Origin of the sequence: Pseudomonas izuensis (assembly GCF_002356535.2) — a bacterium.
GTDB classification, from domain to species: Bacteria; Pseudomonadota; Gammaproteobacteria; order Pseudomonadales; family Pseudomonadaceae; genus Aquipseudomonas; species Aquipseudomonas izuensis.
Window position 1 is genome coordinate 1,767,891 of record NZ_AP017423.2, and the last position, 23,817, is coordinate 1,791,707.

15 protein-coding genes are annotated in these 23,817 nt (G+C 60.3%); 8 read left to right on the top strand and 7 right to left on the bottom strand.

Going from position 1 to position 23,817, the window contains the following annotated elements; all coding sequences use genetic code 11:
- Positions 1 to 23: 23 nt before the first annotated feature.
- The gene (locus tag LAB08_RS08045) at positions 24 to 1,400 is read left to right on the top strand and encodes a hypothetical protein (RefSeq protein WP_254007506.1); all 1,377 of its coding nucleotides are present in this window, start codon (positions 24 to 26) and stop codon (positions 1,398 to 1,400) included.
- A 118-nt stretch (positions 1,401 to 1,518) separates the two neighbouring features.
- Positions 1,519 to 2,538 carry a quinone-dependent dihydroorotate dehydrogenase gene (locus LAB08_RS08050; RefSeq protein WP_096512719.1) on the top strand — a complete coding sequence of 340 codons (1,020 nt, stop codon included), beginning with the start codon at positions 1,519 to 1,521 and terminating at the stop codon, positions 2,536 to 2,538.
- A gap of 240 nt (positions 2,539 to 2,778) precedes the next feature.
- On the opposite strand, the gene rmf is transcribed toward LAB08_RS08050, so the two are convergent.
- Positions 2,779 to 2,994, bottom strand: coding sequence for a ribosome modulation factor (rmf, locus tag LAB08_RS08055; RefSeq protein ID WP_003223300.1), 216 nt, complete (start codon positions 2,992 to 2,994; stop codon positions 2,779 to 2,781).
- A 529-nt stretch (positions 2,995 to 3,523) separates the two neighbouring features.
- On the opposite strand from rmf, the gene rlmKL reads away from it, so the two are divergent.
- Both rlmKL and LAB08_RS08065 read left to right on the top strand, forming a co-directional pair.
- Positions 3,524 to 5,794 (top strand): bifunctional 23S rRNA (guanine(2069)-N(7))-methyltransferase RlmK/23S rRNA (guanine(2445)-N(2))-methyltransferase RlmL, encoded by a 2,271-nt coding sequence (gene rlmKL, locus LAB08_RS08060; protein ID WP_096512718.1) that lies wholly within the window; start codon positions 3,524 to 3,526, stop codon positions 5,792 to 5,794.
- Between the two features lie 209 nt (positions 5,795 to 6,003).
- Positions 6,004 to 8,403, top strand: coding sequence for a sensor domain-containing diguanylate cyclase (locus LAB08_RS08065; protein WP_096512717.1), 2,400 nt, complete (start codon positions 6,004 to 6,006; stop codon positions 8,401 to 8,403).
- Positions 8,404 to 8,529: 126 nt separating this feature from the next.
- On the opposite strand, the gene dacB is transcribed toward LAB08_RS08065, so the two are convergent.
- Positions 8,530 to 9,990, bottom strand: coding sequence for a D-alanyl-D-alanine carboxypeptidase/D-alanyl-D-alanine endopeptidase (gene dacB / locus LAB08_RS08070; protein WP_096512716.1), 1,461 nt, complete (start codon positions 9,988 to 9,990; stop codon positions 8,530 to 8,532).
- A gap of 232 nt (positions 9,991 to 10,222) precedes the next feature.
- Between dacB and LAB08_RS08075 the strand changes: the two genes are divergently transcribed.
- A complete protein-coding gene (locus LAB08_RS08075) occupies positions 10,223 to 10,567 on the top strand; it encodes a YggL family protein (RefSeq protein WP_007971486.1) in 345 nt (114 codons plus the stop codon).
- A 137-nt stretch (positions 10,568 to 10,704) separates the two neighbouring features.
- Here LAB08_RS08075 and LAB08_RS08080 read toward each other — a convergent pair whose 3' ends face one another.
- The gene (locus tag LAB08_RS08080; RefSeq protein WP_096512715.1) at positions 10,705 to 11,895 is read right to left on the bottom strand and encodes a benzoate/H(+) symporter BenE family transporter; all 1,191 of its coding nucleotides are present in this window, start codon (positions 11,893 to 11,895) and stop codon (positions 10,705 to 10,707) included.
- 349 nt (positions 11,896 to 12,244) lie between these two features.
- Between LAB08_RS08080 and LAB08_RS08085 the strand changes: the two genes are divergently transcribed.
- Complete coding sequence (locus LAB08_RS08085) at positions 12,245 to 13,009, top strand: GntR family transcriptional regulator (RefSeq protein WP_096512714.1); 765 nt, start codon at positions 12,245 to 12,247, stop codon at positions 13,007 to 13,009.
- Between the two features lie 162 nt (positions 13,010 to 13,171).
- On the opposite strand, the gene guaD is transcribed toward LAB08_RS08085, so the two are convergent.
- The 4 genes from guaD to xdhA form a co-directional block, all read right to left on the bottom strand.
- Positions 13,172 to 14,476, bottom strand: coding sequence for a guanine deaminase (gene guaD, locus LAB08_RS08090; RefSeq protein WP_096512713.1), 1,305 nt, complete (start codon positions 14,474 to 14,476; stop codon positions 13,172 to 13,174).
- A 23-nt stretch (positions 14,477 to 14,499) separates the two neighbouring features.
- Positions 14,500 to 15,342, bottom strand: coding sequence for a xanthine dehydrogenase accessory protein XdhC (xdhC, locus tag LAB08_RS08095; protein WP_096512712.1), 843 nt, complete (start codon positions 15,340 to 15,342; stop codon positions 14,500 to 14,502).
- 141 nt (positions 15,343 to 15,483) lie between these two features.
- A complete protein-coding gene (gene xdhB, locus LAB08_RS08100) occupies positions 15,484 to 17,883 on the bottom strand; it encodes a xanthine dehydrogenase molybdopterin binding subunit (RefSeq protein WP_096512711.1) in 2,400 nt (799 codons plus the stop codon).
- Entirely contained in the window at positions 17,876 to 19,330 is a 1,455-nt protein-coding gene (gene xdhA, locus LAB08_RS08105) for a xanthine dehydrogenase small subunit (RefSeq protein ID WP_096512710.1), read from the bottom strand. Before xdhA ends, xdhB begins: the two co-directional genes overlap by 8 nt.
- A 266-nt stretch (positions 19,331 to 19,596) precedes the next feature.
- Between xdhA and LAB08_RS08110 the strand changes: the two genes are divergently transcribed.
- Together LAB08_RS08110 and smc are read left to right on the top strand one after the other, a co-directional pair.
- Positions 19,597 to 20,256: a GntR family transcriptional regulator gene (locus tag LAB08_RS08110; protein WP_096512709.1), complete on the top strand. Its 660-nt coding sequence runs from the start codon at positions 19,597 to 19,599 to the stop codon at positions 20,254 to 20,256.
- A gap of 2 nt (positions 20,257 to 20,258) precedes the next feature.
- Entirely contained in the window at positions 20,259 to 23,747 is a 3,489-nt protein-coding gene (gene smc, locus LAB08_RS08115; RefSeq protein WP_096512708.1) for a chromosome segregation protein SMC, read from the top strand.
- Positions 23,748 to 23,817 lie beyond the last annotated feature (70 nt).

A 23,817-nucleotide genomic window follows, 5' to 3' on the forward strand; every position in this document is an offset into this window, starting at 1 on the left:
AATAACAACTCAGGGAATAGAAAATGGTTATTTCGATTACTCCGTCTGCTGGGAACTTTCGCGCCTCTTCAGACAATGTTGTTTCATCTTCTGCCAGACAGACCTACAGCCCCTTGCTTGAATCGCTCGATCTCGCAGGAATGGACTTTCGAGCTGACATACTGGGCACGGAGCGGGAAATTGTAGCGGGTATGACGCGTCTGGATCGTCCGGTGTCGATGGCATTGCGTGAGTGCCACGATGAGCTCGGTGAGACAGGGCAGGTAACGGCAGGAGAGGTGAGACTCTTTATCGAAAATGGGGAAATCAGGTCGTACGATGATTTTTCCGCCCGACTTTCCGAAATGAACAGGACAGATAACCAGCAAACCCGTGAAAGTCGTATGCATTCGGTCATCACGGCGGGCATGGAGTTGCTAGAGGGAGTGAGGGGACCTGGACTGAACCTGCTGAACGTAACGGCACGAACAGGTCTGATCGTCACGCTGACCACGGTACTGCGCCAGCTCGTTGGTTATTACGTGGAAAAAGCTATCCGGGAAGGCGATTCCACCGACGCCTCTCGCGTCTGGGCCGTGGCCGCGATCACGATGATCGGCCCGGCCATGAGTCTGATGGGGGCTATCCGTGATGAGTGCGCAGGAGCGGCCACACTTCAGACACGACTTGGGCGGGTGTGCATGGCAAGCATTACGATGGGGGCGTTTATTGCGGCACAGCTGACCGGCGCCACAAACACCATGCTCTCCACCGTGATCGGTACGAATGTCTATACGGTGGCTCGAGACGTGACCAATGCCTTCTTCCCTTTGCAGGACAACGCGGGTGGAGCGACTGCCTTGTCTACCGGGGTGACCACGGCAGCGTATGGAGCTGTTCAATTTTCACTGGAACATTTGAATGCCTTGATGCCACTCAGCGGCGCGGGGCGGTATGCGGCGGAGCTTGGCTACAGTCTCGGGGCGGATGTCATTCAGGGCGTACTCAATGGCTTGGGAGCGGTCACTGACGACTTCATTTTCATCCTGTGTAGAAGCTGGCCCTTGCTATCTCCGTCAGTGGGGTTGGATTCGGCTCAATTTGACCCCGAATCGCTGCAACGAAGTGTTCTGGAAGTGCGTGCGGGGGCGCGTTTGCCATCGAGGGAGCAACTGGCCAATGCTCTGCTTAACGTCAACGCATCCCGAACGTCGGCATTCCAGGCACTCAATCATGCTTTGGGAGCGGCGGCAGTCACGCTGGCTCTTTCCGATTTGGATGAAGGTACTCAAGGTCATCTTTTGGTTGTCGGTTTGGCGATGGTCCTGATGCTCATCTACTTTCCATTCATCTGGAGTTGTTCACAGCGTACTGACAGGGCTAATGCACCCGCGCAACTGAGTGAAAATCCTGCGCCGTAAACGCTTTGCGTAGTGTCGTTTCGTATGTGGAGGGGCGGTGTCATGTGCGCCCTCGCCTGTGTCCCTCCACCCGGCTATAATCCCCGCCACTTTTCGCCGCCCCGAGTCCAAGCCGCCCATGTACACCCTGGCCCGTCAGCTGTTGTTCAAACTTACCCCGGAAACCTCCCACGATCTGTCCCTGGACCTGATCGGCGCAGGGGGGCGTCTTGGGCTCAACGGTTTGCTGTGCAAGGCCCCGGCGAAGATGCCGGTCAGTGTCATGGGGCTCGACTTCCCGAACCCGGTGGGTCTGGCGGCGGGCCTGGACAAGAATGGCGCGGCCATCGACGGCTTCGCGCAGCTGGGCTTCGGTTTTGTCGAGATCGGCACCATCACCCCACGTCCGCAACCGGGCAACCCCAAGCCACGGTTGTTCCGCCTGCCGGAAGCCGAGGCGATCATCAACCGCATGGGTTTCAACAACCTCGGCGTCGATCACTTGCTGGCCCGCGTGGCGGCTGCCAAGTACAAGGGCGTGCTGGGCATCAACATCGGCAAGAACTTCGATACCCCGGTCGAGCGAGCGGTCGACGATTACCTGATTTGCCTGGACAAGGTCTATGCCCACGCCAGCTATGTGACGGTCAACGTCAGCTCGCCGAATACCCCCGGCCTGCGCAGCTTGCAATTCGGTGATTCGCTCAAGCAGTTGCTGGCTGATCTGGCCGAGCGTCGTGCGGAACTGGCCTTGCGTCATGGCAAGCATGTACCGCTGGCAATCAAGATCGCGCCGGACATGAGCGACGAAGAAACCGCGCAAGTCGCGCAAGCCTTGATCGAAACCGGCATGGACGCGGTCATCGCGACCAACACCACGCTGAGCCGCGTGGGCGTTGAAGGCATGGAGCATGGCGACGAGGCGGGCGGTCTGTCGGGCGCACCGGTTCGCGACAAGAGCACCCACACCGTGAAAGTGCTGGCGGCGGAGCTGGGCGGTCGCTTGCCGATCATCGCGGCGGGCGGCATCACCGAAGGCAAGCATGCGGCCGAAAAAATCACCGCGGGCGCGAGCCTGGTGCAAATTTATTCGGGCTTCATCTATAAAGGCCCGGCGCTCATTCGCGAATCCGTGGACGCCATCGCGGCATTACGCTAAGCCCTGTGGGAGCGAGCCTGCTCGCGAAGACAATCTGTCTGCCAACGTTATTGTTGAATGTGAGATTGCTTTCGCGAGCAGGCTCGCTCCCACAAGTTTTTCTGCGTCTCAAGATAAATCGACAGGCATAAAAAAGGGCTCCTATAAAGGAGCCCCTGGGCCGGAGCCCGCCGTCCGGATGGGACGTGCGTGGTTAATTCGTTACGTAATCAGATTGTGTGTCGGAGTGTGTGCCCTGTGTTAGCCGACGGCGTGAAGTTCGTTGAGTCTGTGGATTCCCGCAGTGCCGGTCATACCGTCCCAGTTGTCGCCGCGTCCTTCTCGCCAGCCGTTGATCCAGGCTTGACGTACCGACGGTAGAGTAAATGGGCAAAGCTCACGGGATTTGCCACCAACGCCATATTGATATCCGCGCAAAAATGCTCTTTCCAACGGATCACGCTTAAGTCTTCTCATAGGGTGTAGCCCTCACTTGTTGACTGTTTTTATCGCGTCGACCTCTATTGAGGTCAGGCAGAAAAACTCTGCCGTTGGGGCTCGCTGCCGGCGTGGCGAGCCAAGGTGTTGACGTCATTGCGGCGCCAACCTGTATTGAGTTCTAACCAATGCGTCACATCGAGGGAATGATCGTTTTGTCATAAGGGCGTAACTATTAATGTGGTATGGCCATAAGCAACACGATGTTTGTGCCGTATTTATTAGTCAAAGCCCTGTATGATCGGCCCCCCGCAGGATGACGGGGTTAATCCTTTGGTGAGAATGCCTCGCGTTGCAGTGTGGCATTATTCGACGAAGGGTCGACTTATGACATTTTGTTGCATCAACTTTTTTATCTGCCCTTGCATCTAAGCTCATTTAACCCGAGCAGCAGGGGTGGAACGGCACACCTTCGTGCCACGCGGGCGCTCTTCGAGAAAAGCGCCTGATTGAAAACCGGGCCGGCAATGCGTTGCCGGTTCACTCAGCCAAAGGCGCAGAAATTCTCATGTCCGATCGTTTCGAACTCTTCCTCACTTGCCCAAAAGGCCTAGAAGGCCTGCTCATCGAGGAAGCCGTCGGGCTTGGCCTTGAGGAAGCACGTGAGCACACCTCTGCCGTGCGCGGCATGGCCACCATGGAAACCGCTTATCGCCTGTGCCTGTGGTCGCGCCTGGCCAACCGGGTGCTGCTGGTACTCAAGCGTTTCCCGATGAAAGATGCCGAAGATCTCTATCACGGCGTGCTCGACATCGAGTGGCAAGACCACATGCTCAATGATGGCACCCTGGCCGTCGAATTCAGCGGCCACGGCTCGGGTATCGACAATACCCACTTCGGCGCGCTGAAGGTCAAGGACGCCATCGTCGACAAGCTGCGCACCCCGCAGGGCGACCGTCCGTCCATCGACAAACTCAACCCGGACCTGCGCATTCACCTGCGCCTGGACCGTGGCGAAGCCATTCTTTCCCTCGACCTCTCGGGCCACAGCCTGCATCAGCGTGGTTATCGTTTGCAGCAAGGCGCGGCGCCGCTGAAGGAAAACCTCGCGGCGGCGATCCTGATCCGTTCCGGCTGGCCACGCATTGCGGCCGAAGGCGGCGCGCTGGCGGACCCGATGTGCGGTGTCGGTACATTCCTCGTCGAGGCGGCGATGATCGCCGCCGATATCGCACCGAACCTGCGTCGCGAGCAATGGGGCTTCACCGCCTGGCTCGGCCACGTGCCGGCGCTGTGGAAAAAACTCCATGAAGAAGCGTCCGAACGCGCGGCAGCCGGCCTGGCCAAGCCACCGCTGTGGATTCGCGGTTACGAAGCTGATCCGCGCCTGATTCAACCGGGCCGCAACAACGTCGAGCGTGCGGGCCTGAGCGAGTGGATCAAGATCTACCAGGGCGAAGTCGCGACCTTCGAGCCGCGTCCGGACCAGAACCAGAAAGGCCTGGTGATCTGTAACCCGCCGTACGGCGAGCGTCTGGGTGACGAGGCGAGCCTGCTCTATCTCTACCAGAACCTTGGCGAGCGCCTGCGTCAGGCCTGCTTGAACTGGGAAGCGGCGGTATTCACCGGCGCGCCGGACCTGGGCAAGCGCATGGGCATCCGCAGCCACAAGCAGTATTCGTTCTGGAACGGCGCCTTGCCGTGCAAGCTGTTGCTGATCAAGGTGCTGCCGGATCAATTCGTCACCGGCGAACGTCGTACGCCGGAGCAGCGTCAGGCCGAGCGTGAGCAGGCGGCTTACGATCAGGCCCCAAGTGAGCCGCAAGAGCGTCAGTACAACAAAAACGGTAACCCGATCAAACCGGCTCCGGCACCCGCGCCGGTGGTCGAACTGCCGCGCCTGAGCGAAGGCGGGCAGATGTTTGCCAACCGTCTGCAAAAAAATCTCAAGGCGCTGGGCAAGTGGGTCAAGCGCGAAGGCATCGATTGCTACCGCGTCTACGATGCAGATATGCCCGAATACTCCATGGCCATCGATCTGTATCAGGATTGGGTCCATGTCCAGGAATATGCCGCACCAAAATCCATCGACCCGGCAAAAGCTTCTGCACGTATGTTTGATGCCCTGGCCGCGATTCCGCAGGCGTTGAACATCGACAAGAGCCGCGTAGTGGTCAAGCGCCGCGAGCGCCAGAGCGGCACCAAGCAGTACGAACGCCAGGCAGCGCAAGGCAAGTTCGTCGAAGTGAGTGAAGGCGGCGTGAAGCTGTTGGTGAACCTCACCGATTACCTCGACACCGGCCTGTTCCTCGATCACCGGCCGATGCGTATGCGCATTCAGAAAGAAGCGGCCGGCAAGCGCTTCCTCAATCTGTTCTGCTATACCGCCACCGCCAGTGTTCACGCAGCCAAGGGTGGCGCACGCAGCACCACCAGTGTCGACCTATCGAAAACCTATCTGGATTGGGCGCGGCGCAACCTGTCGCTGAACGGTTTCTCCGACAAGAACCGCCTGGAGCAGGGCGATGTGATGGCGTGGCTTGAAGCCAGTCGTGACGAGTACGACCTGATCTTCATCGACCCGCCGACCTTCTCCAACTCCAAGCGCATGGAAGGTATCTTCGACGTGCAGCGTGACCAGGTGCAATTGATCGACCTGGCCATGGCGCGGCTGGCAGCCGGCGGGGTGTTGTACTTCTCCAACAACTTCCGCAAGTTCGAACTGGAGGCCAATCTTTCCGAGCGTTATGCCATCGAAGAGATTACCGCCCAAACCATCGATCCGGATTTTGCCCGCAATGCCAAGATCCACCGCGCCTGGAAAATCATGGCTCGTTGATGGTGGATCCTCTCCCGTAGGAGCGAGCGCTGCTCGCGATGGTCGACAACGATAACGCGTATCTTCTGGATGTACGCGGTGCCGCTGAGCCCATCGCGAGCAAGCTCGCTCCTGCAGGGGTTTCAGTGCTGGTCAAATTAGTGGCTAATAGCTATAACTCAACTCATGGCCAAAGGGCTTTCCCGCACCTGGCGTTTTGAGTTGCGTTTATGTCGTTGCACGCCGTGCGCCCAAAGATCCTGGGTTTTATCAGCGAAGACGTTTCGGCCTGGCTGGTCGCGCTCCTGGTATTGATCGTCGGCGGGATTCTCACGGGATTGCTGGCCTGGTCGACGCTCAACCTGTTTCACCATCAATTGCGGCAACGTTTCCAACTGCTGGCCAGTGAACGCTACAGCCGTATCGAAGAACGTTTCGAAGACCAGGAGCAGCGCCTCGACGGCCTGCGCCGGTTCTTTGCCAATTCCGATTCGGTGACCCGAGAGGAATTCAACGGATATACCCAACCTCTGCTGCACCGGACCCAGGCGTACTCGTACGCCGAACGGGTCAGGGGAGATCAGCGGGCGGCTTTCGAGCGCCGCGTGCGGGACGAGGGCCTGAGTGGTTTTACCTTGCGCGAACTCAATGCCGACGGCCAGCTGCAATTGGCCGCCGAACGGGATGAGTACGTGGTGGTGCTGTACAGCCAGACGCAAAGTAAACTGGGTTCGCCGTTGGGCTACGACCTGCTGGCCCAGCCGATGCGACGCGCTACCCTCGAGCGGGCCGACCAGCATGGGCGCATGGCGGTGTCGCAACCGATGTACCTGGTCAGCATCGAACCGGCTTATGCGCGGGGTGTGCTGCTGGTCGCGCCGGTCATGTTGCGCAATAACCCGGATGGCGCAACCGGCAAGCCATTTGGTTATGTCATGGCGGTGATCAGCATGCGCCAGCTGTTGGCCGACGACTTGCCGGAGGCGGGCCGTGATTATCTCGCGGTGCGCATTCTCGACTTATCCACCGAGGAACAACACGAAGTACTGTTCCAATCACCGAACCCACCCGCCATCAGTGAGTTGTCCGCGACCCGACTGTTGCGCCTGGCCGATCATGAATATCAAGTCGATATCCAGCCCAGCGAGGCGTTCCTGCAGGCCAACCATTCGTCGGTGACCACCCTGGTGGTGCTCGGAAGTTTGCTCAGCGTACTGCTCAGCGCCTTGCTCTACGTGCTGGTCAGCCAGCGGCAACGGGCGCTGAAAATGGTCGAGCAGCGGACCCAGGAACTGCGCGCCCGCGAACAGGAACTGCGTGGCACCCACGGCCAATTACGCGGAGTGCTGAATGCCGCCACCCAGGTGGCGATCATCGCAACGGACCTGCGCGGAGTGATCACCACCTTCAATGCCGGTGCCGAGCAAATGCTCGGCTACACCGCCGCCGAAGTGGTTGGGCACATGACCCTGGAAAACCTGCACTTGCCCCGGGAGCTCGCCGCACGTTCCGCCGAGTTGAGCACGCGATTCGGCAAGCCGGTGCCGGCCTGCCACGCGATGCTGGTCGAAGGCAGCATCGAGGGTGGGCACGAAGCGCGGGAGTGGACGCTGGTGCGGGGCGATGGCAGCTATTTGATGGTCAACATGCTGGCCACGCCGGTGCTCGACGAGCAAGGCTTGTGGGTCGGGCATCTGGCCGTGTGCATCGACATCACCGAACGCAAGCGCGTGCATGAGGCGCTGGCTGCGCGGGACCTGTTGTTGAAGAAACTCAGTGCCCACGTGCCCGGCGGTATTTACCAGTTCAAGATGGAGTTCGACGGCCGCTTCAGTGTCATCTATGCCAGCGACGGTATTCGCGAGATCTACGAACTCGATCCGGACGTGTTGCTGCTCAATGCCGAAGCGATCTTCACGCGGATTCATCCGCAGGACACGACGCGCGTGCGCGCGTCGATCCGCGCCTCGGCGGATACCCTCAGCCCCTGGCGCGAGGAGTACCGTGTGCAACTGCCCCAGCGTGGCCTGCGCTGGGTCCGCGGCGAGGCCACGCCGGAGGAGCTTCCCGGTGGCGGCGTACTGTGGCATGGCTACATCTCGGACATTTCCGATTTGAAGCGAGTGGAAGAAGAACTGCGCGCGTTGTCGGTGACCGATTCCCTGACCGGTATTCACAATCGCCGCTACTTCCAGGAGCGCCTGACCGGCGAGATGGCCCGTGTGGAGCGTGGCGGCGGCGAGCTGTCGGTGATCATGCTCGACATCGACCACTTCAAACGCATCAATGACCAACACGGCCACGCCGTGGGCGATCGGGTGTTGCAAGCGGTGTGCGAGCGCATTGGTCAACGGTTGCGGCGCACGGATGTGTTCTGCCGCCTGGGGGGCGAAGAGTTCATGGTGCTGTGCCCGGACATCGGCGGCGAACAGGCCCATGTGCTGGCGCTGGAGCTGTGGCAAAGCTTGCGCAGTGCACCGATCGACGAAGTGGGGGTCGTCACGGCCAGTTTCGGGATTGCCAGTTGGCGGGTCGGCGAGGGCGCGGATGCGCTGTTGCTGCGGGCGGATTCGGGGGTTTATGCGGCGAAGCAGGCGGGAAGGGATCGGGTGCAGGGGGAGATGAACTGAGTCAAGCGGCATGCAAACACTGTGGGAGCGAGCCTGCTCGCGAAAGCGATTTTACACTCAACATAGATGTTGGCTGTTACACCGCTTTCGCGAGCAGGCTCGCTCCCACATGGGTTCTGCGTTGGGTTACAGAACCGAAGCGGTCTGCGGCAGTTTCGGTTGGCGGTACAGGTCCAGCAGTACCTGATCGAGCACCGACGATGCGCCGAACGGTGCCTTGTCGTTGAGGATCGCCACCACCGCCCAGGTGTTGCCGTTGATATCGCGGCTGAAGCCGGCAATCGCGCGCACAGTGTTCAGGGTGCCGGTCTTGACGTGGGCTTCGCCGCGCATCGCGGTGGTCTTCAGCCGTTTGCGCATGGTGCCGTCGGTGCCGGCAATCGGCATCGAGCTGATGTATTCGGCGGCATAAGGGCTGTGCCAGGCGGCTTGCAGCATCGAGGCCATTTCCCGGGCACTGACGCGTTCGGCGCGTGACAGGCCGGAACCGTTCTCCATCACCAGGTGCGGCGCAGTGATGCCTTTCTTCGCCAACCACTGGCGCACCACGCGCTGTGCCGCTTTGGCATCGTCGGCGTCGGCGTCGGTGCGGAATTTCTGGCCGAGGCTCAGGAACAACTGCTGGGCCATGGTGTTGTTACTGTATTTGTTGATGTCGCGGATGATCTCCGCCAGGTCCGGTGAGAACGCCCGCGCCAGTACCTTGGCATCTTTCGGGGTCGGCGCCAGAACATCCTTGCCCTGAATGCTGCCGCCCAGCTCCTTCCAGATCGCACGTACGGCGCCGGCGGTGTAGGTCGCATGGTCGAGCAGCGACAGGTAAGTCTGCGAGCTGCAGCCTTCGCCCAACTGCCCGCCGACCGTGACGGTCACACTGCCATCGGCCTGGGGTACGGGGTTGTAGCGCACGCCGCCGGTGCATTGCTTGGAATTGATGGCCTTGACCTGGTTATCGATGCGGATGCTGGCGATTGGCGGTTCCACCGAAACCAGCACTTTGCCCGAGTCATTGCGCGCGACAAACCGCAGCGCCTTGAGATTGACCAGCAGCGCATCGGGCTTGACCAGGAACGGTTTGTTCTCATCGTTGCCGTCGTCGTTGAACTCGGGCAGTTGCGGTTGCACGAAGAAGTTTTTATCCAGTACCAGGTCGCCGGTGACCTGGGTCACGCCGTTGGCGCGCAGGTCGCGCATCAACAGCCAGAGTTTCTCCATGTTCAGCTTCGGATCGCCGCCGCCCTTGAGGAAGAGGTTGCCGTTGAGGATGCCGCCGCTGAGGGTGCCGTCGGTGTAGAACTCGGTTTTCCACTGGTGATTGGGGCCGAGCATTTCCAGGGCCGCGTAAGTGGTGACCAGTTTCATGGTCGAAGCCGGGTTGACCGATACATCAGCGTTGAAAACGGTGGCAGTGCCGGGGCCCGTGAGAGGAATCATCACCAGCGACAGGGCGTTGTCCTGCAACTTGCTGGCCTTGAGGGCTTTTTCGACGCTGGGCGACAAGGCGGTATTGATCGGATCAGCGGAAACGGGGAGGGCCAGCGGGAGGAGAAGGCTGGCGAGCAGCAGTGGACGCAACGATTTGATCATTTGAAATAAGACCCTGCAGTCGAGGGGGAAAAGACGAGGGCATGAAAATGAAAGCCCCGGCGGTCACAAAAGTGTCGGCATTATGCCCCAAGGTGTCGTGGCTTGGGCCGTGCCTTGGTCTAGTTATCGGCAATTTTTTTACCGGCGGTAAGGCGCGCACCGTTCAGAGGCGGGCAATCGGCGGCTTAAACTGCTAAAGTGCCGGCCGTTATTACTTAAGAGGATTGTTCCAATGGCGACTAACCGTTCCCAGCGTCTGCGCAAAAAACTGTGCGTCGATGAATTTCAAGAGCTGGGTTTCGAACTGAACCTGGATTTCAAAGAAGATTTGGCTGATGAAGCCATTGATGCTTTCCTCGACGCGTTCCTTAAAGAAGCCATGGAAGCCAACGGCCTGGGCTATGTCGGCGGTGACGACTACGGTCTGGTTTGCCTGCAGAAGCGTGGCTCGGTCAGCGCTGAACAGCGCGCTGCCGTTGAAGCCTGGCTCAAGGGCCGCACCGAGCTGACCAGCGTTGAAGTCAGCCCGTTGCTGGACGTCTGGTACCCGGAAAAGCCGATCAATCCGGTAGCTTGATGTCATGAAGAACGGCGACCCAAGGGTCGCCGTTTTTTTATGCCTGCTTTTTCTCTTTGTGGGAGCAAAGCTTGCTCGCGATGGCGCTTTCAAGGACGCCATCGCGAGCAAGCTTTGCTCCTACAGAGGGTGGTTGCTCAGGCTTTGCGCCAGTTCAGGATCACCAGCGTCACCACCCCCGCGACAATCCCCCAGAACGCCGAACCGATGGAAAACAGTGTCAGCCCCGATGCCGTGACCATAAAGGTGATCAGCGCCGCTTCACGTTCCTTCACTTCGCTCATGGCGATGCTCAAGCCATTGATGATCGAGCCGAACAACGCCAGTGCGGCAATCGACAGCACCAGCTCCTTGGGCAGCGCGGCAAACAGCGCCGCCAGCGTCGCCCCGAACACACCGGCGATCCCGTAGAAAATCCCGCACCAGACCGCTGCCGTATAGCGTTTGTTGCGATCCTCATGGGCGTGCGGCCCGGTGCAGATCGCCGCGCTGATGGCGGCAAGGTTGATCCCGTGGGAACCGAACGGCGCCAGCAGCAACGAAGCAATTCCGGTGGTGGTGATCAGCGGCGAGGCCGGCACGCTGTAGCCGTCGGCGCGCAACACGGCAATACCCGGCATGTTTTGCGACGTCATCGCGACCACGAACAACGGAATGCCGATGCTGATCGTTGCGGCGAAGGAGAAGTGCGGGGTGGTCCAGACCGGCGTGGCCACTTCCAGATGAAAACCGCTGAAATCCAGCAGCCCCATCAACCCCGACAGCGCAGTGCCGATCAACAATGCGGCCAATACCGCATAGCGTGGTGACAGGCGCTTGATCACCAGGTAGGTGAAAAACATGCCCAGCACCAGTGCGGTCCGATGCTGGGCGGCGACGAAGATTTCGCTGCCGATCTTGAACAGAATCCCTGCCAGCAAGGCCGCCGCCAGTGACGCGGGGATTTTTTTCACCAGCCGCTCGAAGCTGCCGGTCAGGCCACAAATCGTCACCAGCACCGCGCAGGTAATATAGGCGCCAATGGCTTCGCCATAGCTCACGCCGCCCAGGCTGGTGATCAGCAACGCGGCGCCCGGGGTCGACCAGGCGATAGTGATGGGGGTGCGATAGCGCAACGACAGGCCGATCGAACACACCGCCATGCCAATGGAAATCGCCCAGATCCACGATGAAATCTGCCCACTGGTCAGGCCCGCCGCTTGTCCGGCCTGGAACATCAGCACCAGGGAGCTGGTGTAGCCGGTCATCATGGCGATGAAACCGGCGACGATGGCCGACGGCGAGGTGTCGGCCAATGGGCGGAGCTGGGTGTGTGTGGCTTCGTTCATGACGGCGATGTTCCTTATACGTACGAAGATGTCCGCGGCAACACAACCCTCTGTAGGAGCTGGCTTGCCAGCGAAGGGGCCATCGGGTTTTGCAGAGCCCTTGAGGTCGCCTTCGCTGGCAAGCCAGCTCCTACAGGGGATTGCGAATGCCACGGATTCTGCGTTCAAGCCTAAACTCAAATGTAAGCAGGCATTGCCATACAGCAGAAGCGACAAACAGCCGTACAGTCGTGTTGCCACTAACCATTGTGTACAATCGCAGTGTTTTTTACGCGATACTTGCCAGCGACCCACTGTGCCGTATTACAGTCACGGTCAATTCGCCGCAGTTCTCCCGACTCGAGTGCCCATGAACGAACAGTTGCAACCCCTCAAGAAACAACCGCGAGCAGGCAAAGCCGGCCGCAGCGGTACCCAGGACGATATTGTCTACGCGCATATCTTCGAGGCCATCCTCGAACAGCGTCTGGCGCCCGGCACCAAGTTGAGTGAAGAAGCGCTGGGGGAAATTTTCGGGGTCAGCCGCACCATCATTCGCCGTGCGCTGTCGCGCCTGGCCCATGAAGGGGTGGTGTTGCTGCGTCCGAATCGCGGTGCCGTGGTCGCAAGCCCCAGCGTCGAAGAGGCGCGCCAGGTGTTCATGGCCCGGCGTCTGGTCGAGCGGGCGATCACTGAGCTGGCGGTTCAACACGCCACTGCCGAGCAGATTGCCGAGTTGCGACAAATGGTCAACGACGAGCGCGACAGCTTCTCCCGCGGCGACCGCGGTGCCGGCATCCGCCTGTCGGGCGAATTCCACCTGAAACTGGCCGAAGCGGCGAAAAACGCGCCGCTGATCAGTTTCCAGCGCAGCCTGGTGTCCCAAACGTCGCTGATCATCGCCCAGTACGAAAGCGGCAACCGTTCCCACTGCTCCTACGACGAGCACACTCAACTGATCGATGCGATCGAAGCGCGCAACGCTGAGCTGGCGGTGGACTTGATGATGCATCACATGGATCACATTGACAGCAAACTCAACCTCGACGAAGAAAGTGCGTCGGATGATTTGCATGCGGTGTTCTCGCATTTGTTGCAGACCAAAAAGCCAGGGCGGTCGCCAGCGAAAATCTGACCTGTGGGAGCGAGCCTGCTCGCGATGGTCGTTAACGATTACGCGGGGTATCTGATACCCCGCGATGCCCTCTAGTCCATCGCGAGCAGGCTCGCTCCCACAGGGCATAAAAATCCCCCGGAATCTGGCGATTGCGCGGGATTTTTTATGCCCGGAGAAAACTCAGCGCTGATGCACCAGATTCCCCGCCGCATACGTCTGCAGCACCGTCCGGTCATCCCCCAGCGTCATCAATACAAACAACGTTTCGGCAATGTTGTTGGCCTGCTTCAGGCGATAGCCCAGCAATGGCGTGGCGTTGTAGTCCAGCACCAGGAAGTCGGCGTCGGTGCCCGGTTGCAAGTTGCCGATCTTGTCTTCCAGGCGTAGCGCGCGGGCGCCGCCGAGGGTGGCCAGGTACAGCGACTTGAACGGACTCAGACGCGCACCTTGCAGCTGCATGACCTTGTACGCCTCGTTGAGGGTTTGCAGCAGCGAGAAACTGGTGCCGCCGCCGACGTCGGTACCCAGACCCACATTCAGTTTGTGCTTTTCGGCCATCGGCAGGTTGAACAGGCCGCTGCCAAGGAAGAAGTTCGAGGTCGGGCAGAACGAGATCGCGGAGCCGGTTTCGGCCAGGCGCGCGCATTCGGCATCACACAGGTGCACGCCGTGGGCGAACACCGAGCGCTCGCCGAGCAACTGGTAGTGATCGTAGACGTCGAGGTAGCCCTTGCGCTCCGGGAACAGCGCCTTGACCCACTCGATTTCCTTGAGGTTTTCGCTGATGTGGGTCTGCATGTACAGATCCGGGTATTCAGTCAGCAACTGGCCGGCCAGGGTGAGCTGTTCCGGGGTGCTGGTGGGCGCGAATCGTGGCGTGACCGCGTAGTGCAGGCGACCCTTGCCGTGCCAGCGCTCGATCAACGCCTTGCTTTCCACGTAGCTGGATTCGGCGGTGTCGGTCAGGTAGTCCGGAGCGTTGCGGTCCATCATCACCTTGCCGGCGATCATCCGCAGATCCAACTGTTGGGCGGCCTCGAAGAACGAGTTCACCGACTGCGGGTGCACGCTGCCGAACACCAGTGCGGTGGTGGTGCCGTTGCGCAGCAGTTCCTTGATGAAAATGTCCGCGACTTCGTCGGCATGGGCTTTATCGGCGAACTGGCTTTCGCACGGGAAGGTGTAAGTGTTGAGCCAGTCCAGCAATTGCTCGCCGTAGGCACCGACCATGCCGGTTTGCGGCAGATGGATGTGGGTGTCGATGAAACCAGCCGTGATCAGCGCGTCCTGATACTGGGTGATTTCGATGTCCGCCGACAGGGTTGGCAGCAGTTCGCTGGCGTGACCCAGGGCACTGATTTTGCCGTTATCGACCACCAGCAGGCCGTCTTCGAAATACTCGTAGGAGGCTTCTATACCCACTTCGGCAGGGTCAGCGATGCTGTGCAGGATGGCGGCGCGGTAGGCTTTGCGAGTCAAAGGCATGGGATTCCCGGTTCTCAGTCTTATCAATTGGACGCTTGGCTGCGGCGTGAAGCGGGCAGCAGTTTGGCAATCGAGCCGGCGCTGGCGGTGTGCTGGCCGAAATTCGCGTTATAGGTGGCGATGATCTCGCCGGCGATGGAGATGGCGATTTCCACAGGCAACTTGCCTTTGACTTCGCCAATCCCCATCGGGCAGCGCATGCGTTGCACGACGCTATTGTCGAAACCGCGGTCGCGCAGGCGATGTTCGAACTTCACCCGTTTGGTCTTCGAACCGATCAGGCCGAAGTAGGCGAAGTCGTTGCGCTTGAGGATCGCGGCGGTGAGTTCGAGGTCGAGCTGATGGTTGTGGGTCATGACGATGCAGTAGCTGCCAGCGGGCAGGTCGTCAATTTCATCCACCGGTTCTTCGCTGACGATCTTGCGCACGCCGTGGGGGATCTGCTCGGGGAACTCTTCGTCCCGCGAATCGATCCAGCGCACCCGGCAGGGCAGGCTGGCGAGCAACGGCACCAGTGCCCGGCCGACATGGCCGGCGCCGAACACGGCAATTTGCGCCTGGACCTGACCCATCGGTTCGAACAGCAATACTGTTGCGCCACCGCAGCACTGGCCGAGGCTGGCGCCAAGGCTGAAGCGCTCCAGATGGGTGTCCTGCTTGCCGCTGGCGAGCATCTCGCGGGCGATCTGCATGGCTTTGTATTCCAGATGCCCGCCACCGATGGTGTCGAAGGTCTGACGGGCACTGATGACCATTTTCGAGCCGGCATTGCGTGGCGTCGAGCCGAGCTCTTCGATGATGGTCACCAGCACGCAGGGCTCTCCCTGGTTTTGCAGGTCGGCGAGGGCGTCGATCCAGTTGTACATATCTCACCTCAACATCTCTGTTGTCTGTTCGGGCCTCATCGCTGGCAAGCCAGCTCCCACAGTGTTTTGTGGTGCCCACAAATTAGGATTCCATGCAAATCCTGTGGGAGCTGGCTTGCCAGCGATGGCCGCAGCTCGGTCCTAGAGCGAAGCCAACTCGGTTTCGGTCTCAACGGTTTTCACCGCCTTCAACTGCCGCATCTGCTCACAACCCCACAACACCCGCTCCGGTGTCGCCGGCGCATCGATTTTCGGTTGATGCCTGTAATCACCCAGGCTCGCCACCGCGTCCTTGATCGCACACCACGAGGCGATGCCGAGCATGAACGGCGGCTCGCCCACGGCCTTGGAGTGGAACACCGTGTCTTCGGGGTTCTTGCGGTTTTCCACCAGCTTCACCCGCAGGTCCAGCGGCATGTCCGCCACGGCCGGGATCTTGTAGCTGGCCGGGCCGTTGGTCATCAGCTTGCCCTTGTTGTTCCACACCAGCTCTTCCATGGTCAGCCAGCCCATGCCCTGGATGAAACCACCCTCGACCTGGCCGATGTCGATAGCCGGATTAAGCGAGGCTCCGACGTCGTGGAGGATGTCGGTGCGCAACATTTTGTATTCGCCGGTCAGCGTGTCGACGAGCACTTCGCAGCACGCCGCACCGAAGGCGAAGTAGTAGAATGGACGACCACGGGACTGGCTGCGGTCGTAGTAGATTTTCGGGGTCTTGTAGAAGCCAGTGCTCGACAGCGACACCTGGGCGAAATACGCCTGCTGGATCAGCGCTTCGAACGTCAGGATGTGATCGCGAACCCGTACGTGACCGTTGTGGAATTCCACATCTTCTTCGCTGACCTTGTACTGCCGCGCAGCAAATTCGATCAGGCGTTTCTTGATGGTTTCCGCCGCGTTCTGCGCGGCTTTACCGTTCAAGTCAGCGCCGCTGGAGGCCGCGGTCGGCGACGTGTTCGGCACTTTGTCGGTATTGGTCGCGGTGATCTGCACGCGGTCCATTTCCACCTGGAACACTTCGGCCACGACCTGCGCGACTTTGGTGTTCAGGCCCTGGCCCATTTCGGTGCCGCCGTGGTTCAGGTGGATGCTGCCGTCGGTGTAGACATGCACCAATGCGCCTGCCTGGTTGAGGAAGCTGGCGGTGAAGGAAATGCCGAATTTCACCGGGGTCAGCGCCAGGCCTTTTTTCAGGATCGGGCTGTTGGCGTTGTAGCGGCGAATTGCTTCGCGGCGCTCGGCGTACTGGCAGCTTTCCTCCAGTTCGGCGGTCATTTCCTCGAGCATGTTGTGCTCGACGGTCTGGTAATAGTGGGTGACGTTGCGCTCGGTCTTGCCGTAGTAGTTGGCCTTGCGCACGGCCAGCGGATCGAGGGCCAGGTGGCGGGCAATGGCGTCCATCACTTCTTCGATGGCGACCATGCCTTGCGGGCCGCCGAAACCACGGTAGGCGGTGTTCGACGCCGTGTTGGTCTTGCAGCGGTGACCGTTGATGGTCGCGTCGCCCAGGTAATACGAGTTGTCGGAGTGGAACATCGCCCGGTCGACAATCGAGTTCGACAAATCCGGCGAGCAGCCGCAGTTACCCGCCAGTTCCAGCTGGATGCCGTGCAGGCGCCCGCTGTCGTCAAAGCCCACGTCGTATTCGACATAGAAAGGGTGGCGCTTGCCGGTCATCAACATGTCTTCGACCCGTGGCAGGCGCATCTTGGTCGGTTGGCCGGTCAGGTGCGCGATCACCGCGCACAGGCAGGCCGGGCTCGCCGCCTGGGTTTCCTTGCCGCCGAAACCACCGCCCATGCGACGCATGTCGACGACGATCTTGTTCATCGACACGTCCAGCACTTCGGCCACCAGTTTCTGCACTTCGGTGGGGTTCTGCGTGGAGCAGTAGACGATCATGCCGCCGTCTTCGGTGGGCATGACCGAAGAAATCTGGGTTTCCAGGTAGAAGTGTTCCTGGCCGCCGATGTGCAACGTGCCCTGGATACGATTTTTCGCGGTCGCCAACGCACCTGCCGAATCACCGCGTTGATGGGTGTGGCTGTCCAGCACGAAATGCTTTTTGCGAAAGGCCTCGACCACGTCCAGCACCGGTTCCAGGTCTTCGTATTCGATCACCGCGGCCATGGCGGCCTTGCGTGCGGTCTCCAGGTCACGGGCGGCCACAGCCATCACTACCTGGCCGACGAACTGCACCGTGTCGATGGCCAGCAACGGATCACCAGGCATCAATGGGCCGATGTCTTTCAGGCCCGGAACATCCTCGTGGGTAATGGCGATGCGTACACCTTCGAAGGCGTAGCACGGCGAAGTGTCGATGCTGATGACTTTCGCGTGGGCGCGGTCCGACAGTCGTGCGTAGACGTGCAACTGGTTCGGAAATTCCAGGCGATCGTCGATGTACTGCGCTTCACCGGACACATGTTTGGCGGCGCTGTCGTGCTTGACGCTGCGGCCGACACCGGTGGTCAGGTCCTTGGCGAACAGTTCAGCCAGTTCGGCCTGAGTCTTCTCTACGGCGTGATGGTTAGACATAAGCGGTCACCCGGGTCTCGATGTGCGGTGTTTGCAGTTCGATGAAGTATTTGCGCAGCAGGTTCTGCGCGCTGAGCAGGCGATATTCCTTGCTGGCGCGGAAGTCCGAGAGCGGGGTGAAGTCCTCCGCCAGTGCGGCGCAGGCGCGCTCGAGGGTGGCGCTGTTGAAGGGCGCATTGCGCAGCACGGTTTCGCAGGCATTGGCGCGTTTCGGGATCGCCGCCATGCCGCCGAACGCCACGCGGGCGTCGGCGATCACGCCGTTTTCAAGGCGGATATTGAACGCGGCGCAGACGGCGGAAATGTCATCGTCCAGGCGCTTGGACACCTTGTAGGCGCGGAACAGTTGTTCGGCACTGGCGCGGGGCACGATGATCTTTTCGATGAACTCGCTTTCCTGACGCGCCGTCACGCGGTAGTCGATGAAGTAATCTTCGAGGGCCATGGTGCGGCGGGTTTCGCCCTTGCACAGGACGATCTGTGCGCCGAGGGCGATCAGCAGCGGTGGTGAGTCACCAATGGGCGAGGCGTTCCCGATGTTGCCGCCCAGGGTGCCTTGGTTGCGAATCTGCAGGGAAGCGAAGCGTTGCAGCAGTTCGCCGAAGTCCGGGTACTCGGCTTTCAAGGCGTCGTAGCAGTCGGAGAGGGCGGTGGCAGCACCGATTTCCAGGCGGTCGTCGAAGCGTTCGATCTTTTTCATCTCGGCGACGTTGCCGACGTAGATCATCACCGGCAGGGTGCGGTGGAACTGCGTCACTTCCAGCGCCAGGTCCGTACCACCGGCCAGCAGGCGGGCTTGTGGATAAGCGTCGTAGAGGTCGGCCAGATCGGCGACGGTCAGCGGTACCAGGCAGCGTTTGTCGCCACTGTTGAGTTCGCCGATGTCGGTGGGCGCGATGGCCTTGAGGCGAGCGATGGTTTCGGCTTCACGGGCATCGAACTGGTCTGGTTGCTTGCCGCAGCAGGACTGTTCGGCCGCTTCCAGGATTGGCCGATAGCCTGTGCAGCGGCAGAGGTTGCCGGCGAGGGCTTCGTGGGCCTTGTGATGATCCGGCGCCTCACTGTTCTTTTGCAGGGCGAACAGCGACATCACGAAACCGGGGGTGCAGAAGCCGCATTGCGAACCGTGGCACTCAACCATGGCTTTCTGCACGCTGTGCAGTTCGCCCTTGTGCTTGAGGTCTTCAACGCTGATCAGTTGTTTGCCGTGCAGGGAGGAAACGAACGTCAGGCACGAATTGAGGCTGCGATAGCGAATGTGCTCGCGGCCCGCGTCATCCACCTGCAACTCGCCGACCACCACGGTGCACGCGCCACAGTCACCGCTGGCGCAGCCTTCTTTGGTGCCGGGTTTGCCCACATGGTCGCGCAGATAATTGAGCACGGTCAGGTTCGGGTCCAGGGCGTGCTCGCTACGGAGTTCCTGGTTAAGTAAAAACTGGATCACGGAAGGCCTCGCAGACTCATTATTGTTGTTAACCGACTTGAACCGAATTTAGCAGGTCTGACTTTCCGGTCAATGATTTTCTGACTTAAAGGTCAGGAAAGTGCATTTCGTCGATCAACCACTCGTTCCTACAGTATTGACCCTCGCGGGATAGGCTGCTTTTTGCTTGAATCGTGCCAAATTCCGCCGGTTGGGCCCTGCGCCATGACGTATCAATTGCGCTACACTGCGCCGCTTGTGCAGATCGAAGAGTTTGAAGGACAACCATGACGTTCAAGGCGCCGGACAGCCTCGCCGAGCAAATCGCTCACCACCTCGCCGAACGCATCATTCGCGGTGAAATGAAGCCCGGGGAGCGCATCCAGGAGCAGAAGGTCACGCAGGCCCTCGACGTCAGCCGTGGTTCGGTCCGCGAGGCCTTGCTGATTCTCGAGCGTCGCCACCTGATCGCGATCCTGCCGCGACGTGGCGCTCATGTGACCGAGCTCACCGCGCACAAGGTGCAGAGCCTGTGCACGCTGATGGGCGAGATGTACATCCTGCTGGCCAACGCCGTGGCCACTGGCTGGAAAGTCCAGGCCGACCTGGCGCCGTTCGTGCAGATCCAGCAGCGCCTGACCGCCAGCTACGAACGCCAGGACATCCATACCTTCGTCGACGACAGTTTCAATGTGATGCGCGCCACGTATCCGTTCGCCAACAATCCTTATCTGCAGGAAACCGTCGAGAATCTGCAGCCGGCCATGAGCCGTGCCTACTTCCTTGCCCTGGATCAGCGCAAGGCCTCGATGAGCGAGTATCTGGAGCTGTTCGAACGCCTGCTCGCCGCCGTGATCGCCCGTGACTTTCCACAGATTCGCCAAGTGCTGACGGCTTATGGCCAGCGTAGTTGCGATCTGGTGATTTCCGCCCTGACGGACGCCTAAGCGTGCGGCTCAAGTGCATCAAGCTGGCAGGGTTCAAATCCTTCGTTGATCCGACCACGGTGAACTTCCCCAGTAACATGGCGGCGGTGGTCGGGCCCAATGGCTGCGGCAAGTCGAACATCATCGACGCCGTGCGTTGGGTGATGGGCGAGAGTTCGGCCAAGAACTTGCGTGGCGAGTCGATGACCGACGTCATCTTCAATGGTTCTACCAGCCGCAAACCCGTAAGCCAGGCGAGCATCGAGCTGGTGTTCGATAACTCCGACGGCACATTGCTCGGTGAATACGCGGCCTATGCGGAAATTTCCATTCGCCGCAAAGTGACCCGCGACAGCCAGACCACTTATTACCTCAACGGCACCAAGTGCCGTCGCCGTGACATCACCGACATTTTCCTCGGCACCGGCCTGGGCCCGCGCAGCTACTCGATCATCGAACAGGGGATGATCTCCAAGCTGATCGAGTCCAAGCCCGAAGACCTGCGCAATTTCATCGAAGAAGCGGCGGGCATCTCCAAATACAAGGAGCGCCGGCGCGAAACCGAAAACCGCATCCGCCGCACCCACGAAAACCTCGCGCGCCTGACCGACCTGCGCGAAGAGCTCGAGCGTCAGCTCGAGCGCTTGCATCGCCAGGCCGAGGCCGCCAAGAAGTATCAGGAGCTCAAGGCCGAAGAACGTCAGCTCAAGGCGCAACTGTCGGCCCTGCGCTGGCAGGATCTGAACGATCAGGTCGGCCAGCGTGAGTCGATCATTGGCACCCAGGAAGTCAGTTTCGAGGCCTTGGTGGCCGAACAGCGTAATGCCGACGCCAGCATCGAACGCTTGCGTGACGGGCACCACGACCTCTCCGAGCGCTTCAATCTGGTGCAGGGACGCTTCTATTCAGTCGGTGGCGACATCGCCCGGGTCGAGCAGAGCATCCAGCATGGTCAGCAACGCCTGCGTCAGCTGCAGGATGACTTGAAGGAAGCCGAGCGCGCGCGCCTGGAAACCGAGTCGCACCTGGGCCATGACCGCACCTTGATGCTGACCCTCGGCGAAGAGCTGGACATGCTCACGCCGGAGCAGGAAGTCACCAGCGCCGCCGCCGAAGAGGCTGCCGCCGCGCTGGAAGAATCCGAAACCACCATGCATGGCTGGCAGGAGCAGTGGGACACGTTCAACCTGACCGCCGCCGAGCCGCGACGCCAGTCCGAAGTTCAACAGTCGCGAATCCAGCAGCTGGAAACCAGCCTGGAACGCCTGGCCGATCGCCAGAAGCGCTTGGGCGAAGAACGCGCCTTGCTGTCGGCGGACCCGGAAGACCAGGCGATCATGGAACTCAGCGAGCAACTCGCTGAATCCGAGGCGACCCTGGAGGATTTACAGACCAGTGAAGAAGCTCAGGTCGAAAAGCTTGAGCAGCTTCGCCAGCAATTGCAGCAGGCGCTGTCCGCGCAGCAGCAGGCCCAGGGCGAACTGCAACGGCTCAATGGCCGGTTGGCCTCGCTGGAAGCCTTGCAGCAAGCCGCGCTCGATCCAGGCACTGGTACCGCCGAGTGGCTGCGCGAACAGCATCTGGCCGACCGCCCGCGCCTGGCCGAGGGCCTGAAAGTTGAAGCCGGTTGGGAACTGGCGGTGGAAACCGTGCTGGGCGCCGATCTGCAAGCCGTGCTGGTGGACGATTTCAACGATTTCGATTTGTCCGGGTTTACCCAGGGCGACCTGCGTTTGCTCAGCCCGGCCAGTGATGGCGTGCGTGTGCCGGGCAGCTTGCTCGACAAGGTCGAGGCGCAAGTCGATCTGTCGCCGTGGCTGGGCCAGGTCAAACCGGTCGAAAGCCTTGAGCAGGCCCTGAGTTTGCGCGGTCAGCTGGCTGCCGGGCAGAGTCTGATCAGCCGCGACGGTTACTGGGTCGGTCGGCATTTTCTGCGTGTACGCCGAGCCAGCGAAGCGGAAAGTGGCATGCTGGCCCGCGGTCAGGAAATCCAGCAACTGGGCCTCGATCGCGAAGCGCTTGAAGCTACCGTCGAAACCCTGGAAAGCCAGCTTCAAAATCTCAGGGCGCAACAGCGTCAACAGGAAAATGGCCGCGAACATTTGCGTCGCTTGTTGCAAGACGAAGCCCGTCAACAAGGCGAATTGAAAGCCCAGTTGTCGGCTGGCAAAGCCAAGGCCGAGCAGTTGGCCTTGCGTCGCACCCGCCTCGACGAAGAAATCGCCGAGTTGACCGAGCAGCGCGCGCTGGAGCACGAAAACATCGGCGAAGCGCGCCTGCAATTGCAGGAAGCCCTCGACAGCATGGCGCTGGACACCGAGCAGCGCGAGTTGCTGCTGGCCCAGCGCGACAGCTTGCGTGAGCGGCTTGACCGGGTGCGTCAGGAAGCGCGGCAGCACAAGGATCATGCCCATCAACTGGCGGTGCGCCTGGGTTCGCTCAAGGCGCAGCACGATTCGACGCGTCAGGCGCTGGAGCGTCTGGAAATGCAGGCCGAACGCCTCACCGAAAAGCGTGAGCAGTTGAGCCTCAATCTGGAGGAGGGTGAAGCGCCGCTGGAAGAGCTGCGGCTGAAACTCGAAGAGTTGCTCGACAAGCGCATGACCGTCGACGAAGAACTCAAGACCGCGCAAATCGCCCTGGAAGATGCCGACCGCGAATTGCGCGATGCCGAAAAGCGCCGCAGCCAGGCCGAGCAGCAATCGCAGTTGATCCGCAGCCAGCTCGAACAGCAGCGCATGGAATGGCAAGCCCTGACCGTGCGGCGCAAGGCCTTGCAGGACCAGTTGATCGAAGACGGTTACGACCTGCATGGCGTGCTCGCCACGCTGACCGCCGAGGCCAGCGAAAAAGCCGCCGAGGAAGAGCTTGAACGCATCGCCGCGCGTATACAGCGCCTGGGCGCGATCAACCTCGCGGCCATCGACGAATACCAGCAACAATCCGAGCGTAAACGTTATCTGGATGCGCAGGACGCCGATCTGGTGGAGGCGCTCGAGACGCTGGAAAACGTTATTCGCAAGATCGACAAGGAAACCCGCAACCGCTTCAAGGATACCTTTGATCAGATCAATGGCGGTTTACAGGCGCTTTTCCCAAAAGTTTTCGGTGGAGGTCGCGCGTATTTGGAACTGACGGGCGAAGATCTACTCGATACAGGGGTGACGATCATGGCGCAACCGCCCGGAAAGAAGAACAGCACCATCCATTTGCTCTCCGGTGGCGAAAAAGCCCTGACGGCATTGGCCCTGGTTTTTGCGATCTTCAAGTTGAACCCGGCGCCGTTCTGCATGCTCGATGAGGTGGACGCGCCATTGGATGACGCTAACGTGGGACGCTACGCACGACTGGTCAAAGAGATGTCGCAGACGGTGCAGTTCATCTATATCACCCACAACAAGATCGCCATGGAAATGGCCGAACAACTGATGGGGGTGACGATGCACGAGCCGGGGTGTTCACGTCTGGTGGCCGTGGATGTCGAGGAGGCGATGGCGATGGTGGAGGCTTGAGTTGTCTCTGTAGGATAGGTACTACTGACGTGTAGGACTTTTTTACTTGTCCTGAGTTGCTGGCCAATCG

What these genes read in the sequence shown, in the direction of transcription:
- LAB08_RS08050 (WP_096512719.1), top strand. Translation starts at nt 1,519, where the DNA reads ATGTACACCCTGGCCCGTCAGCTGTTGTTCAAACTTACCCCGGAAACC.
- LAB08_RS08045 (WP_254007506.1), top strand. Translation starts at nt 24, where the DNA reads ATGGTTATTTCGATTACTCCGTCTGCTGGGAACTTTCGCGCCTCTTCA.
- dacB (WP_096512716.1), bottom strand. Translation starts at nt 9,990, where the DNA reads ATGATCAAATCGTTGCGTCCACTGCTGCTCGCCAGCCTTCTCCTCCCG.
- LAB08_RS08065 (WP_096512717.1), top strand. Translation starts at nt 6,004, where the DNA reads ATGTCGTTGCACGCCGTGCGCCCAAAGATCCTGGGTTTTATCAGCGAA.
- LAB08_RS08075 (WP_007971486.1), top strand. Translation starts at nt 10,223, where the DNA reads ATGGCGACTAACCGTTCCCAGCGTCTGCGCAAAAAACTGTGCGTCGAT.
- xdhB (WP_096512711.1), bottom strand. Translation starts at nt 17,883, where the DNA reads ATGTCTAACCATCACGCCGTAGAGAAGACTCAGGCCGAACTGGCTGAA.
- xdhC (WP_096512712.1), bottom strand. Translation starts at nt 15,342, where the DNA reads ATGTACAACTGGATCGACGCCCTCGCCGACCTGCAAAACCAGGGAGAG.
- LAB08_RS08085 (WP_096512714.1), top strand. Translation starts at nt 12,245, where the DNA reads ATGAACGAACAGTTGCAACCCCTCAAGAAACAACCGCGAGCAGGCAAA.
- LAB08_RS08080 (WP_096512715.1), bottom strand. Translation starts at nt 11,895, where the DNA reads ATGAACGAAGCCACACACACCCAGCTCCGCCCATTGGCCGACACCTCG.
- rlmKL (WP_096512718.1), top strand. Translation starts at nt 3,524, where the DNA reads ATGTCCGATCGTTTCGAACTCTTCCTCACTTGCCCAAAAGGCCTAGAA.
- LAB08_RS08110 (WP_096512709.1), top strand. Translation starts at nt 19,597, where the DNA reads ATGACGTTCAAGGCGCCGGACAGCCTCGCCGAGCAAATCGCTCACCAC.
- rmf (WP_003223300.1), bottom strand. Translation starts at nt 2,994, where the DNA reads ATGAGAAGACTTAAGCGTGATCCGTTGGAAAGAGCATTTTTGCGCGGA.
- guaD (WP_096512713.1), bottom strand. Translation starts at nt 14,476, where the DNA reads ATGCCTTTGACTCGCAAAGCCTACCGCGCCGCCATCCTGCACAGCATC.